The sequence below is a fragment of the Clostridium felsineum DSM 794 genome (assembly GCF_002006355.2).
Classification (GTDB): Bacteria; Bacillota; Clostridia; order Clostridiales; family Clostridiaceae; genus Clostridium_S; species Clostridium_S felsineum.
Window position 1 is genome coordinate 2,956,057 of sequence record NZ_CP096980.1, and the last position, 14,857, is coordinate 2,970,913.

The 14,857-nt window shown below is 29.9% G+C and carries 16 protein-coding genes; all 16 read right to left on the reverse strand.

Translation table 11 applies throughout. From position 1 onward, the window contains the following. Positions 1-6: 6 nt before the first annotated feature. The gene (gene dtd / locus CLFE_RS13985; RefSeq protein ID WP_077892933.1) at positions 7-456 is read right to left on the reverse strand and encodes a D-aminoacyl-tRNA deacylase; all 450 of its coding nucleotides are present in this window, start codon (positions 454-456) and stop codon (positions 7-9) included. Between the two features lie 10 nt (positions 457-466). Then, on the reverse strand, positions 467-2,689 hold the full coding sequence (locus tag CLFE_RS13990) for a RelA/SpoT family protein (RefSeq protein WP_077892932.1): 2,223 nt from the start codon (positions 2,687-2,689) through the stop codon (positions 467-469). Between the two features lie 132 nt (positions 2,690-2,821). Continuing rightward, entirely contained in the window at positions 2,822-3,340 is a 519-nt protein-coding gene (locus CLFE_RS13995; protein ID WP_077832009.1) for an adenine phosphoribosyltransferase, read from the reverse strand. Between the two features lie 168 nt (positions 3,341-3,508). After that, the gene (locus tag CLFE_RS14000) at positions 3,509-4,378 is read right to left on the reverse strand and encodes a DHH family phosphoesterase (protein ID WP_077832008.1); all 870 of its coding nucleotides are present in this window, start codon (positions 4,376-4,378) and stop codon (positions 3,509-3,511) included. A gap of 104 nt (positions 4,379-4,482) precedes the next feature. Beyond that, positions 4,483-5,385, reverse strand: coding sequence for a protein translocase subunit SecF (secF, locus tag CLFE_RS14005; protein ID WP_077892931.1), 903 nt, complete (start codon positions 5,383-5,385; stop codon positions 4,483-4,485). Next, complete coding sequence (secD, locus tag CLFE_RS14010; RefSeq protein WP_077832006.1) at positions 5,385-6,638, reverse strand: protein translocase subunit SecD; 1,254 nt, start codon at positions 6,636-6,638, stop codon at positions 5,385-5,387. The genes secF and secD overlap by 1 nt, the downstream gene beginning before the upstream one ends. A gap of 239 nt (positions 6,639-6,877) precedes the next feature. Then, on the reverse strand, positions 6,878-8,242 hold the full coding sequence (gene scfB / locus CLFE_RS14015; RefSeq protein ID WP_077892930.1) for a thioether cross-link-forming SCIFF peptide maturase: 1,365 nt from the start codon (positions 8,240-8,242) through the stop codon (positions 6,878-6,880). Between the two features lie 250 nt (positions 8,243-8,492). Then, entirely contained in the window at positions 8,493-8,633 is a 141-nt protein-coding gene (gene scfA / locus CLFE_RS14020; RefSeq protein WP_077832004.1) for a six-cysteine ranthipeptide SCIFF, read from the reverse strand. A 67-nt stretch (positions 8,634-8,700) separates the two neighbouring features. Next, positions 8,701-9,072: a TIGR04086 family membrane protein gene (locus CLFE_RS14025; RefSeq protein WP_077832003.1), complete on the reverse strand. Its 372-nt coding sequence runs from the start codon at positions 9,070-9,072 to the stop codon at positions 8,701-8,703. Positions 9,073-9,158: 86 nt separating this feature from the next. Beyond that, positions 9,159-9,443: a preprotein translocase subunit YajC gene (gene yajC / locus CLFE_RS14030; protein ID WP_077892929.1), complete on the reverse strand. Its 285-nt coding sequence runs from the start codon at positions 9,441-9,443 to the stop codon at positions 9,159-9,161. A 29-nt stretch (positions 9,444-9,472) separates the two neighbouring features. Next, positions 9,473-10,603, reverse strand: coding sequence for a tRNA guanosine(34) transglycosylase Tgt (gene tgt, locus CLFE_RS14035; protein WP_077892928.1), 1,131 nt, complete (start codon positions 10,601-10,603; stop codon positions 9,473-9,475). Positions 10,604-10,620: 17 nt separating this feature from the next. Beyond that, a complete protein-coding gene (gene queA / locus CLFE_RS14040) occupies positions 10,621-11,646 on the reverse strand; it encodes a tRNA preQ1(34) S-adenosylmethionine ribosyltransferase-isomerase QueA (RefSeq protein ID WP_077892983.1) in 1,026 nt (341 codons plus the stop codon). Between the two features lie 29 nt (positions 11,647-11,675). Beyond that, positions 11,676-12,722, reverse strand: coding sequence for a Holliday junction branch migration DNA helicase RuvB (gene ruvB, locus CLFE_RS14045; protein WP_077832000.1), 1,047 nt, complete (start codon positions 12,720-12,722; stop codon positions 11,676-11,678). Between the two features lie 12 nt (positions 12,723-12,734). Then, positions 12,735-13,337 (reverse strand): Holliday junction branch migration protein RuvA, encoded by a 603-nt coding sequence (gene ruvA / locus CLFE_RS14050; RefSeq protein WP_077831999.1) that lies wholly within the window; start codon positions 13,335-13,337, stop codon positions 12,735-12,737. A gap of 74 nt (positions 13,338-13,411) precedes the next feature. Continuing rightward, positions 13,412-14,059 carry a hypothetical protein gene (locus CLFE_RS14055; RefSeq protein ID WP_077892927.1) on the reverse strand — a complete coding sequence of 216 codons (648 nt, stop codon included), beginning with the start codon at positions 14,057-14,059 and terminating at the stop codon, positions 13,412-13,414. Positions 14,060-14,360: 301 nt separating this feature from the next. Beyond that, positions 14,361-14,513, reverse strand: a complete 153-nt coding sequence (locus CLFE_RS14060) for an acyl-CoA reductase (RefSeq protein WP_250944633.1) — start codon at positions 14,511-14,513, stop codon at positions 14,361-14,363. Positions 14,514-14,857 lie beyond the last annotated feature (344 nt).

Below are 14,857 nucleotides of genomic sequence, written 5' to 3' on the forward strand. Positions count from 1 at the left end.
CCACCCCTAAAATACTTTTTTACTATCAATAAGAAGCGTTACAGGTCCATCATTTTGTATTTCTACGTCCATATGAGCCCCAAACTCTCCTGTTTGAACATTTTCAATTTCTTCACTGCAAAGTTCAACAAACTTATTATATATTTTTTCAGCTTTATCTCCGGAAAGTGCTTCTATAAAACTTGGTCTTCTACCTTTTCTACAATCTCCATACAATGTAAACTGAGAAATTAAAAGAAGTTCTCCATTAACATCCTTTAAAGATTTATTTAATTTTCCTTCTTCATCTTCAAATATTCTTAAATTCAATATTTTATTCTTTAAGTACTCTATATCCTGTATAGTATCGCCTTCTGTTATTCCAATAAGTATATTTAATCCCTTTTCAATTTTTCCAATTACTTTACCTTCTACTTTAACTGAAGATTTCGTTACCTTTTGAACTACTGCTCTCATAAAATCCTCCTTAACTATTAGTTCTGTATATATCAATAATTCCTGGAAGCCTTTTGAGTTTTTGCATAAGAACTGCTAAATGATCTATATCCTGTATTTTTAATTTCAAATTAAGGTATGCCATTGATCCCTTCGAAGTTTTCGCATTAACGGATTCTATACCTACTTCCAAGTAACTTATAACCTCAACAACATCTGCAAGAAGAGCTTGCCTATCTTCTGCTTTAATCTCCACTTCAGCAATATAGCTCTCATTTTTACTTTTTCCCCATTTTACTTCTATAATTCTAGAACCATCTTCTTTTATAAGATTGTTTACATTTGTACAATCAGTTCTATGAACGGAAACTCCTCTTCCTTTGGTTATATAACCAATTATAGGATCACCTGGTACTGGAGTGCAACATTTAGCAAACCTAACAAGCACGTCAGAAACTCCCTTAACTGTTACACCTGGTTGATCATTTTTATAAGATTTCTTTGCTACATTTTCTTTATGAATATTCTTTTTAACGTTCTCAAGTATTTCTTCATTTGTATGTTCATGCTCTTTAGTTTTTTCATAAATATCTTTAAATCTAGCTAATATTACTGAAGCTCCAACCGCACCTATACCAACTGACGCATACAAATCATCTATAGAATTCATATTATATCTCTTTAATACTAAATCTAAATTTTCACCTTTAGCTATTTCTCCAAAATTAAATTCCTGTTTTTTGGATTCCTTCTCTAAAAGTTCCTTACCTTTGCTTATATTTTCATCCCTCTTAGCCTTTTTAAACCAAGACCTTATTTTGCTTTTAGCCTGATTACTAGTTACAGAATTAAGCCAATTTATATTAGGTCCCTTAATTAAAGAGGTTGTAAGTATATCTACTATCTCACCTGTTTTTAGCTTGTAATCAAGAGGAACTATTTTTCCGTTTACTTTTGCCCCTACACATCTATTTCCTACATCTGTATGTATTTTATAAGCAAAATCTACTGGTGTAGCGTTGTACGGCAAATTTATCACTTTACCTTTAGGTGTAAACACAAAAATCTCATCTGAAAACAAATCTATCTTAAAGTTCTCCATAAACTCTTGTGCACTAGGTGTTTCTCTTTGCCATTCAAGCATTTCCCTTATCCATGTCAATTTTGTATCATCTTTATTAGAACTTTTACTTTGTGGTATATTTTGAGGATTTTCTACTATACCTTCTTTATACTTCCAGTGTGCTGCTATACCATATTCTGCTGTTTTATGCATATCATAAGTTCGTATTTGGATTTCAAATGGCTTTCCTTCTGGACCAATTACTGTGGAATGGAGAGATTGATACATATTAGGTTTAGGCATAGCTATATAATCTTTAAATCTACCTGGTATAGGTTTATACATTGTATGAACTATTCCAAGTGCCGCATAACATTCTTTTATATTATTCACTAATATCCTAACTGCTGTTAAATCAAATATTTGATCTAAACTCTTACTCTTATTAAGCATTTTTCTGTATATACTATAAAAGTGTTTAGGCCTACCATCAATATCTGGAATTATTCCTGATGCTTCAAGATTTGATTTAAGATCATCAACTATTTTACTTATATACTCTTCTCTTTCCACCCTTTTTTCAGCTATCAAATCTACAAGCTCATAATATTCCTTTGGTTTAAGATATCTAAAAGATAAATCTTCAAGTTCCCATTTTATTTTAGACATACCTAGTCTATGTGCAAGTGGAGCATATATATCAAGAGTTTCTTTGGCCTTTTCTCTTTGTTTTTGTTCACGTTTAAATTTAAGAGTACGCATATTGTGAAGTCTATCAGCAAGCTTTATTAAAATAACCCTTATATCCTTTGCCATAGCAAGAAGCATCTTCCTAACATTGTCCGCTTGTTGCTCTTCTTTCGTCTTATAAGTTATTTTATCTAATTTTGTAACCCCTGATACCAAATCAGCAACTTCACTGCTAAACATTTCCGTAATATCATCATAACTATAACTTGTATCCTCTATAACATCATGAAGTATTCCCGCAACTATGGTGCTCATATCCATACCCATCTCTGCCAAAATACATGCAACATCAAGTGGGTGACTTATGTATGGTTCACCAGATTCTCTCATCTGATCTTTATGAGCTTCATGGGCAAAATCATAAGCTTTAATGACAATCTCCTTATCTATATTATTACAATTTTCATCTATCTTTTCTAATAAATCTGATAATTCAGCCATTATGGTACTCTCCTAAAATCAAAGGCTGGTCACATAACCAGCCAAATTTTTTCTTATTATTATATAGTATACATTCTAATTTTGCAATTGTAAAGGGATTAAACTTTTATTTACCTTTTTTAGACTTTTTATCTATACATCATATTTAACCAATGACATAATATCATATTCACCAAGTTTATCTTTACCATTTAACTCTGTAAGTTCCACAACAAAGCAAGCTGCTACAACTTCTCCTCCGAGTGTTTCTACTAATTTTGCTACAGAATTAATTGTTCCTCCTGTAGCTAATAAATCGTCAACTATTGCAACCCTCTGACCTTTTTTTATTGCATCCTTATGCATTTCTAAAACATCTTCACCATATTCTAATTCATATGTAACAGCAACCGTTTCACATGGAAGTTTTCCTTTTTTTCTAACTGGTATAAATCCAGCACCTACACTGTAAGCAACAGGAGCTCCAAATAAAAAACCACGTGCTTCAGGTCCAACTATTAAATCCACCTTCTTATCTTTAAGGTATTCTCCAATTTTATCTACTGCATACTTGTATGCATCCTTATCTTGAATAAGAGTAGTAACATCTTTAAAACTTATTCCCTCTTTTGGAAATCCATCTATAATTCTTATATGATCCTTTAATTCCATTCAACTTTCCCCCTAAAATATATTTATAAATTAATAAAATTCACTTATATAATCTTTATTTGTCCCATACTTAATATCAAATAAAAAGCTCATATTAAAATCTTACAATATGTATATCAAAATCATACAGAATAATTATATAACAATTATTCCACATTTTTCAATAAATCAAAATATTTTTTTGTTATATCTAAATTCATTATTTAGATATTTTGCTATTTGTTCTGCTTTATAACTATCAGCTGTAGTGAACAATTGAACTATTATCCTAGCATTATCAATTTTTCCAACAGCATTAACTGTAGGTTCTGCAGCCTTAGCAAGAATGCTTACCCCCATTACATTAACTTTTTCAACTGACTTTAATTTCATAAGAGCCTTTATTCCATAATTATTAGTGTTTTGTATTTTTCTTATACCTTCATCAACCATTATTTTATTTTCACCTGACAACTCTTTACACTTATGTACTGTACCAATTGCTGTAAGATCTAAATACTTATTAACAGATTTCATTTGATAATACATAGATATGGCTTCACATAACTTAAATACTATTCCAGAAACACAAAATTCTTTAAATGGATATTTAGATTTTTTACTATTAGGATTTACAACTATTGCATGATTTTCTTCATTGCATACTTCATGATAATCAACTACTATTGTATCTATTTTAAGCTTTTTTAATAATATAGAACTTTCTTTAGAATTAACTCCACATCCTATTGTTATAAGCAAATTTGCTCCAAAGTATTTTATTTTATCATTAACATAACTAGCATTCACTTCATAGCTGCCACAAAAGTCATCGGGTATAAAATATTCCACATCAGCATTAAGATATTGCAAAACCAATAGCATAATGGACATACTAATTATGCTGTCTACATCACAATATCCATATAGCACTATTTTCTCTCTATTATTTATAGCTGTTGCTATTCTCTTCAATGCTTCATTCATTCCTTCAATTAAGAATGGACTATGCATTCCCTTTAATCCGAAATATTGTAAATTATCTCCCGTTTTTTCCATTTCTATTCCTCCGAATTTGTAGAAAACAAATATATTATAATGTATTATGAGACATTTTACAAATACTTTTTTAGCTAAAAAAATAAAACAGCCTACAGGCTGCTTTATTTTTGAGCTAATGCTTTACTTTGAAGCTTTTTCTTATTAGTTCTCTTCTTAAATATAACCCATAACGGACTAGCTATAAATATAGATGAATAACATCCAGATATTACACCCACAATTAAGGGTTTTGTAAATTCTCTAACAGACGGAACAAAAATATGTACTGAAGTTACTGCTATTAAAACAGTAAGTACTGTATATATTGATCTTGTCAAAGTTTCATTTATACTAAAATCAGCAATTTCCTCGGTACTCATCCTTCTATGTTTTCTACTATTTTCTCTTATTCTATCAAATACAACTATAGTATCACTCATGGAATAACCTATAATTGTTAACATTCCTGCTATAAATGGAGAATTTAATGGTATTCCAAAAATTGCATATACTGAAAGTGTTACTAGTACATCATGAACTAATGATATCATAGCAGAAATACCGAATTTAAACTCAAATCTCCAAGCTATATAAAGGAGTATAAATACAAGTGCAATTGCAAGTGCTATTAGCGCCTTTGTTTTAAGTTCATCACCTATAGTTCCACCTATTTTTTCTTGAGAAACTAACGCCTTTGATTTTAAATTATATTTTTTCTGCATATCTTTGAAAATTTTATCAGCATCCTTATCTGTCATTGAACTGCTCTTTATTTCTACTTCAGTTGTATTAGCTGTAGTTACAGTACTATCTTTCACATACTTATTTACTATTTTTTCAATATCAGTTTTTGCAAAGGACTTACCTATTCTTACATCTATAGAATTTCCACCAATAAAATCAATACCAAATTCTAATGGTTTACCTGTAGTAACTCCTCTATATATCATAAAGGCAACTCCCAAACATATTATTGCAAGTGATATAGCGAACCAAACTTTAGTGTGTTTAATAACTTTAAGCATTACTTATCACTCCCTTCCAGATTAACTCCGAAATGAGATGCTTTTTTTATAAGTCCCATATCAATAGCCCATCTTAAAAGCTGTTTAGTTACAACAATAGCTGTAATCATACTTATTAAAACACCTATTACAAGTGTTAATGCAAATCCTTTTACTTCTCCACTTCCAAGCGCATAAAGTATACATCCAGAAATAATAGTAGTAACATTTGAATCTATTATTGACGACATAGCTCTATGAAAACCCGCTTCAAAAGCCGATCTAACTGTTTTTCCCACTTTAAGTTCTTCCTTAAATCTTTCAAATATAAGAACGTTAGCATCCACTGCCATACCTATTGTAAGTAAAAGGCCCGCTATACCCGAAAGTGTCAACGTAGCTTTTACTGCTACAAAAGCTCCCAATACTAAAACAGTAAATAAAGCTAGTGCAATATCTGCCATAAGACCAGGTATTCTATAAACTAAAATCATAAAGAAGAATATTATACCTATAGCAACTGCTCCTGCAAGTATACTATCTGGAAGTGCACTTGCACCTAAAGACGCTCCTACAGTTTTAGATTGAACCACCTTTAAAGTTACAGGTAGTGCTCCTGAGTTTATTATATTTGCTATACGTTGTGCTTCTTGAATTGATTTATTACCTGTTATTTGCGCACTTCCACCTGTTATTACTGAATCAACAGTTGGATCACTCAAAAGGTCTGTATCCATATATATAGAAATCTTCTGACCTAAATATTTTTGTGTTGCATCTGCAAATTTTTTAGTTCCTGAACTATTTAATTGAAGCGATATAATTGGTTGATTTGTATTTGGGTCATTACCTGCTGTTGCTTTTTTTACATCACTTCCTGTTAAAACTGTTTTCTTATCAGGTCCTACAAACTTAAGTTTTCCTGTTTTTCCTATCTTGTTTATAACTTCATCTTTGTTATACATTCCAGGAACATCAATTTCTATTTTGTTGTTTCCAACTCTAGATACTGTTGTTTCACTAACTCCAAGCTTATTTACTCTTAGATTTAGAAGTTCTATTGTCCTGGACATTGCATCACTACTTGCCTTACCTTGTATTTCTTCTACTACAGAAACACCACCCTGAAGATCAAGACCCTTATTTATTGATTCTGTAAAGGATTTTATTCTATAATCTCCTACATTAATACCTGTGAATCCTACATAAGCTAAACTAGCTATTATAAGAACACTTATTATTAAGAAGATAGCGCTTCTACTCTTCTTTTTCATTTTTATCCCCCTTTATCACCAGATTATGCCATATAATTTATATTGTAAAGCTTATTCTTTAATTTTGCAACAATAATTTTAAGTTATTTTGGAAGTTTTATGTCCAAGCAATACAAATGTAAACTATATTCTTTAATTTAGTGTTTGTTTTTATTAAAATTAGTACTTATTCCCTAAAAATGCAATTTACTATATTTTTAATTATACCCACTGATATAATCCTTAGTCAATACGATGTTCTAATCCCCAATTTGTGCTTTTAAAGCAATAGCACACTCTATTCTCTTTTTCTGCATTTTACATCCAATCTCATAAGGTATATGCATATCTCCATTAAAATTATAGTTATTAGCTTGGCATCCTCCACTGCAGTAGAATCTAGCCCAACATTCTCTACATTTAGGTTTATTATATATATGTGCTTGTCTAAATTCATTAGCTATATCTTCATCCATATCATCATCATCATAAATTGTTCCCATTATAAAATCCTTATTTCCAACAAATTGATGACAAGGATATACATCACCAGATGGAGTAATTGAAACATATTCATGTCCTGAACCACATCCGGATATTCTTTTATAAACACATGGTCCACCATTTATATCAACATTGAAATGATAAAATTTAAATTCTTTTCCTTCTTTGTGTCTTTTTATCATTTCTTTATATAATTGATCATACTGTTCAAATATTTTCGGAAGATCCTCTTCTCTTAATGAAAGTGAATGTTCATCTGGAAGTACTACTGGTTCAACTGATATTTCCTTGAATCCCATATCCGCAACATACTTTATATCTTCAAAAAAATCAGTATTATTTCTTGTAAATGTACCTCTCACATAATATTGCTTTGATTTATCTCTTTTATCAACCATCTTTTTTATATTTTTAAGTATAGAATCATGTGATCCAGTACCATCTGCTCTTACTCTTACTGCATCATTAACTTCTTTTCTACCATCAAAACTTAAAATTATATTACCCATATTTTTATCTAAATAATCCATTATTTCATCATTTAAAAGTGTTGCATTTGTTGTCATTGTAAATCTTATATTTTTATTATGTTTCTTTTCCTCTTCTTTAGCGTATTCAACAACCTGTTTTATTGTATCAAATGCCATAAGAGGTTCTCCACCAAATAAATCCACTTCTATGTTTTTACGTGGTCCACTATGTTTTATTACAAAATCAATAGACTTTTTAGCAACTTCTGGAGACATTATTTCCCTACAGCCTTTGTATTCTCCTTCATCTGCAAAACAATATTTACATCTTAAATTGCAATCATGTGCTATATTTAAGCAAAGAGCTTTTATAAAAGATGGTTCGTTAGTACTTTTTTTAGCTATATCCTCATATAAGTCTTCTGAATAAAGCGCACCTTCTGCAATAAGTTCTTTTATTTCATCATAAACTTCTAAAATTTCTTCTTTATTATACTTATTTTTAAATTTATCTATAAGCGTTTCCTTGCTATCCATTTTATCTTCATTTATTAAATCATAAACAATTTCATCTACTTCATGTATAGAACCCGAATTAACATCTATAATATATCTGTGATTATCTTGAGCGAACTTATGAACTAATGACAAATTTTTTTCCTCCTTAAAATTTTTGAAATTTTCACTTAACCAAATTTATATTTTAGGAGTTGTCCCAAAATACTGCAACAATAAGGAAGGGTTTAACATCACTATCGCTAAAACTACGGATTTTCTTTGCGAAAAATTTTCATAACTTTTCCTCTCAAAAATCTTAGTTTTTAACGAGTAAAGCAACGTTAAACCCCTAGTCCTCGTTTTCACTCTTATATAAAGGTGACTTTTACCTGTCTTTTATATCTTATTTATTTTCACAAGCTAAATTTGCAACTGTGCAAGATGTCTTACATGCTGATTGACATGAGTTTGCACACTCTTTACATCCAGGCTTTTTAAGACTTTCTTTTATATTTGATTTATTAATACTTTTTATATGTTTCATTATGATTCCTCCCATTTAATACAAGCTACAATAAATTATAGCATAATTTAAAAATTAAATAAAGATTTTAAATATTAATTCCAAGCATTCCTGATAATGTACCAACTATAATTGCAAGTATAACTCTTATAATATCTCTTAATTGAAGGTTTCCACTGGAACCATCTATAAGAGATACAATATAAAATATTGCAATATATAGTAATCCAACTAAAAGTCCATTAAGCCAACCTTTTTTTCCTGATTTTCTTGAAGAATAAATACTTCCATACATTACACTTAAAAGTGTAGTAACCAGTATAACCATGTTAGTAATTCCTTCTGAAAAGCTAACCTTAGTTGAAACAAATGAAAAAATAAGAATTACAAGAAGTGTAATAAATATTGATCTTATAACTCCTCCTACTGCTGAAATATAAATTTTACTACTTTTCTCCAAATAAAATCCCTCCACCTACACCAAACAATTTTATACAACATCTATATAATAATTATTTATGTAGATAAAAGTTATTTTATTACCTTCTACTTTGAATTATCTGATTTTCTATTTTCAACACTTGCTATTGATTCCTTTTTCATTTTTATTTTAACTTTATCAGGACCTGTTTGAATAATAACAAATTCATCTTGAATACTAGTTATTTGTCCTACCATACCTGATCTTGTAACCACATTATCTTTTACTTTAAGTTCCTCTAACATTTTATTAAATTTCTTTTTTCTTGATCTATCTGGTATGTACATAGCAAGATAGAATACAGCAAGTAATCCAACAACATAAAGTATTGTTATAACTGTAGTTGGCATAATAGTTCACTCCCATAATTACAAAATTTTTAAGCCTTACCATTCCATGCTTCTAATTTTTCATTCTTAAACTCTTCAAAACGATCCTCATCTATAGCCTTACGTATATCTGCCATAAGTGTATTATAAAAATAAAGATTGTGAAGTACACATAATCTCATAGCTAACATTTCTTTTGCCTTAAATAAATGTCTTATATATGCTCTTGTATAGTTTTTACATGTTGGACACTGACATCCCTCGTCTATAGGAGTATCATCCAATTCAAACTTTTCATTTCTAAGATTTATTTTACCACGTTTTGTAAATACATGACCATGTCTCCCATTTCTTGCAGGAAGAACACAATCAAAGAAATCTACGCCTCTTGATACTGCCTCAAGTATATTAGTCGGAGTTCCAACTCCCATTAAATATATTGGCTTATCCTGTGGAAGGTGTGGAACAACTGCATCTATTATACGATACATTTCTTCATGAGTTTCACCAACTGCAAGCCCACCTATTGCATAACCATCTAAATTCATTTTTGCTATAGTTTTTGCATGCTCTATTCTTATATCCTCATAAACTCCACCTTGATTTATACCGAAAAGCATTTGATTTTTATTTATTGTGTCAGGAAGAGAATTTAATCTATCCAATTCTTCTTTACATCTTACAAGCCATCTAGTTGTTCTTTCAACTGACCTTTCTACATAATCTCTTGGTGATGGATTTTCTATACATTCATCAAAAGCCATAGCAATAGTTGATGCTATGTTACTTTGTATTCTCATACTTTCTTCTGGTCCCATAAATATTTTTCTTCCATCTATATGAGAATTAAAATATACACCTTCTTCTTTTATTTTTCTTATTTCAGCCAAAGAAAAAACCTGAAAACCACCAGAATCAGTTAAAATAGGTCTATCCCAATTCATAAATTTGTGAAGACCACCTAATTTTTTTATTACATCATCACCTGGACGAAGACTTAAATGGTATGTATTAGAAAGCTCAACTTGACAATTAATCTCCTTAAGATCCATGGAAGATACTGCTCCCTTTATAGCTCCTAGTGTTCCCACATTCATGAAAACAGGTGTTTCTATTGTACCATGAACAGTTTCAAATCTCCCTCTTCTCACTTTACCAGTTTTTTTTAAAAGTGTGTACAAAAGTATTCCTCCTCAGTCTATTTTATAAACATAGCATCTCCAAAACTAAAGAATCTATATTTGTTTTCAACCGCATTTTTATATGCATTTAATATATTTTCTCTTGAAGATAATGCACTAACTAACATAACTAATGTTGATTTTGGAAGATGAAAGTTTGTTATAAGCCCATCTACTATTTTATATTTATAACCAGGATATATGTATATATCTGTCCACCCTGATTGTTCTCTTACCTTTCCATCTTCATCTGCAATAGTCTCTAATGTTCTAGTTGATGTTGTTCCAACAGATATAACTCTTCCACCATTTTTTTTAGTTTCATTTATAATATCTGCGCTTTCTTTTGAAAGCATATAAAACTCAGAGTGCATATGATGGCTTTCAACATTTTCTACTTTAACAGGTCTAAATGTACCTAATCCAACATGAAGTGTTAAAAATACAGTTTTTATTCCCTTTGCTCTTATTTTATTTAATAATTCATTAGTAAAATGTAATCCAGCCGTAGGCGCTGCTGCAGACCCATTATTTTTTGAATACACAGTTTGATACTCTTCTTTGTTTTCCAATTCTTCTGTTATATATGGAGGAAGCGGCATCTGTCCTAATTCATCAAGTATCTCCTCAAAAATACCATCATATTGAAATTCAACAATCCTATTGCCGTCTTCGCCTATACTCTTAACTTCAGCTTTTAAAATTCCATTTCCAAATTCAAATTTCGCTCCTACTTTAGCTCTCTTTCCTGGCTTAACAAGTGTTTCCCAAGTATCTTTATCTATTCTTTTTAATAACAAAAACTCCATTTTCCCACCAGTTTCCATTTTATTTCCAATTAATCTAGCAGGCAAAACTCTAGTATCATTTAAAACAAGACAATCCCCAGTATTTAAATAATTTATTATATCCTTAAAAATCTTATGTTCAACTTCTCCACTTTTTTTATTCATAACCATAAGTCTACACTCATCTCTTTTATCGCAAGGATGCTGGGCTATGAGTTCCTCTGGTAAATAATAATCAAAATCCTCTAGTTGCAAAATATCCACATTCCTTTCACTTATGTACTTTAACTCTCTTTTTTAAAAAATGAGCACTGATTACTTGATGCACTATCTTGTTTCGATAAAAATGGTACATTTAAATGTTCATATGCTTTTTTAGTAGCCATTCTTCCTCTTGGTGTTCTCATTATAAAACCCTTCTGAAGAAGATAAGGTTCATATACATCCTCTATTGTATCCGTCTCTTCTCCAACAAAATATGATAGAGTTTCAATACCTACAGGTCCACCATTAAAATTACTTACTATTGCCTTTATTATTTTATTATCTATACTGTCAAAACCTGCATCGTCAACTTCAAGTAATTTAAGAGCTTTTTTAGAAGAATTAAGGTCAACTATCCCTTTTCCCTTCACATCTGCATAATCTCTAACTCTCTTAAGAAGCCTATTGGCAATTCTAGGTGTTCCTCTTGAACGCCTTGCTATTTCAAGAGCAGCATCTTCATCTATATCGATTTCTAATATAGATGAAGATCTAACTATTATTTCTTTAAGTTCTTCATAATTATAAAACTCCATAGGACAAAGTACTCCAAATCTATCTCTTAAGGGTGCTGTTAAAAGTCCAACCCTAGTTGTAGCTCCTATAAGAGTAAACTTTGGTAAATCTAATCTTATGGATTTAGCTGCTGCTCCTTTGCCAATTATTATATCTAAAGCATAGTCTTCCATTGCCGGATATAATATTTCTTCAACACTTCTATTAAGTCTATGTATTTCATCTATAAATAACACATCATATTCTGAAAGTCCTGTTAAAATAGCTGCCAAATCTCCTGCTCTTTCAATAGCTGGACCTGATGTAACTTTTAAATTTCCACCCATCTCTTTTGCTATTATATTTGCAAGAGTAGTTTTTCCAAGTCCTGGCGGGCCATAAAAAAGTACATGATCAAGAGCTTCTCCTCTTTTTTTTGCAGCTTTTATGAATATATCCATCTTCTCTTTTACTTTACTTTGACCTATATATTCATTTAATCTTTGAGGTCTTAAATTATATTCTGTAGAATCTTCTCCTAAATTTACTGATGTTAAAATTCTTTCATCCATATTAAATCACTCTCAATTCATTAAAAACCTTAAACAACTTTTTATAATATTTTCAATGCTTTCGTTCTTGTCCACATTATCTATAGCCTTATCACACTCTTTCTCTGAGTATCCAAGTGAATTTAATGCAAACCTAACTTCTTCTATCTTTTGGGTATTACTATTTTCAATTATATTAAGATCGCTAATTTCCGAACTTCCTTCAACATCTGATGCTTTGAATTTATCCTTTAACTCAAGTATTATTCTTTGAGCTGTTTTTTTACCTATTCCAGGAGCCTTTACTATTGTCTTTTCATCACCTGTAATTATAGCATATTTTAAATTATTTACAGTACAAATAGATAGCAGTGATAAAGATGCCTTAGCACCAACACCATTTATGGTAAGCAATTTATTAAACATCTCAAGTTCATCTTTTGTTAAAAAACCATAGAGTCCTATAAAATCCTGTCTCACAATTTGAGTTAAGTATATAAGCACTTCTTCTTCTGTCTTAGGCATATTTGCCATAGTATTTCCTGATGTAAAAATTTTGTATCCCATTCCGTTGTTTTCTACTATTATGTAATCTTTATTTATACCTATATATTTTCCCTTTACATACTCATACAAAATTATTACCCCCATATAATATTATTATTGCTCCTTAACTCTCAGATTTTTAAAAATAAAACCTACAGATTATTTTAATCGTAACCTGCAAGTTTTTTTGCATCTTCTTTGGAGCCAAACACCAAGAATCCTTTTTCCAAACGATTTTTAGTTTCATTTTTAAGTTGATTTGTGTTTATATATGCTTGTTCTTTGGTATCTTGAAGATTTCCATTATCATCTACTTTATATACCTCTATTTTATCATTATTCTTGCTTTTATTTAGTACAAAAACTCCATCAACTTTATGATTATTTATATATTTATTTTTTATAACTTCAACTTTCATATCATTGTCCCATACTACAATGTATCCCTCTTTTTCATAGCTTTTGGTGATTTGTTCTTTTGTCATATTTTCCTTATGTTCTTTTGCTACATTTGTTTCTTCATTTGATTTTAAGACAGTATTTTTTGTTTCATCTTCTGGATCAAATGTTATATCATATTCTTGTTTAACTATTAAAATATCAGATGTTTTTTTTCTTGTATTATTGTTTAAAGTGTATTTAATCTTATCACTTTCTTTTTTTCCTAAAAATTCCTCAATACTATTAGATATCTTATATTTTTCTGTAGCTACAATTTTTTTTAAATTTTCCTTATATCCTATACAAAAAGAAAAAACAAAAGTCCCAATTAAAGCTACAACACTTAAAATCACTTTCTTTTTCAGCGTCATACTATCCCTCCTACTTATATTGGATAGTATTGCCATGTTTAATATTTTTATTCAACACAATCTACATAAATACGCTATCAATTATTATATATCAACTATTTATATAATTGCAAATAATTATAGGCCTTCTTAGAGTATACTCAACTAAAAAATATAATTCTTTTATTATATTTTTTAGACTTGTCTACTAACAATATAAACTCTTTAAGATTTTGTAATCCATTGTGAGATGTACCTGGACTATGGAATAACATTTTTCCAAGATTAGTTACTATACTGACATCTTAAAAAGTCATCTTTTCTACAAATTCTCATTATCTCCACTGTATCCCATAGTCTGCAAATAGTCTTTTAATTTTTCAGCTGCATAATCTACAACTTCATTATTATATGGGTATGGACAAACAAAAATAAATCTATAAAAGCACCTATTTATATATTCTTTATCTGGCATTTTATATGATAAAATCACTGTATAATCAGCATTAAAGGACTAATATACTCTAAATTCTTTATATATCTTATTATTATTTTTCTCCAACTAGATATAACTTTTAATTTTAAGAGAATACTGTCCATACATAGGAAATACTCTTTCATTACTCTTAGTTCTGGATAAAAAACACAGTTATATTCACAGGACGAATCATAAACGCTATCATCCATCACCGCAAATTCTCTTATTTGCAGTATGTCACACATTCTTCTGCCAACTATGCTTAGACCCCTGTTTGTACTACTTGACAACATCCATCATCTAATTTCTCAGGAGATATTGTAAGAAGGCTAAGAAATAAG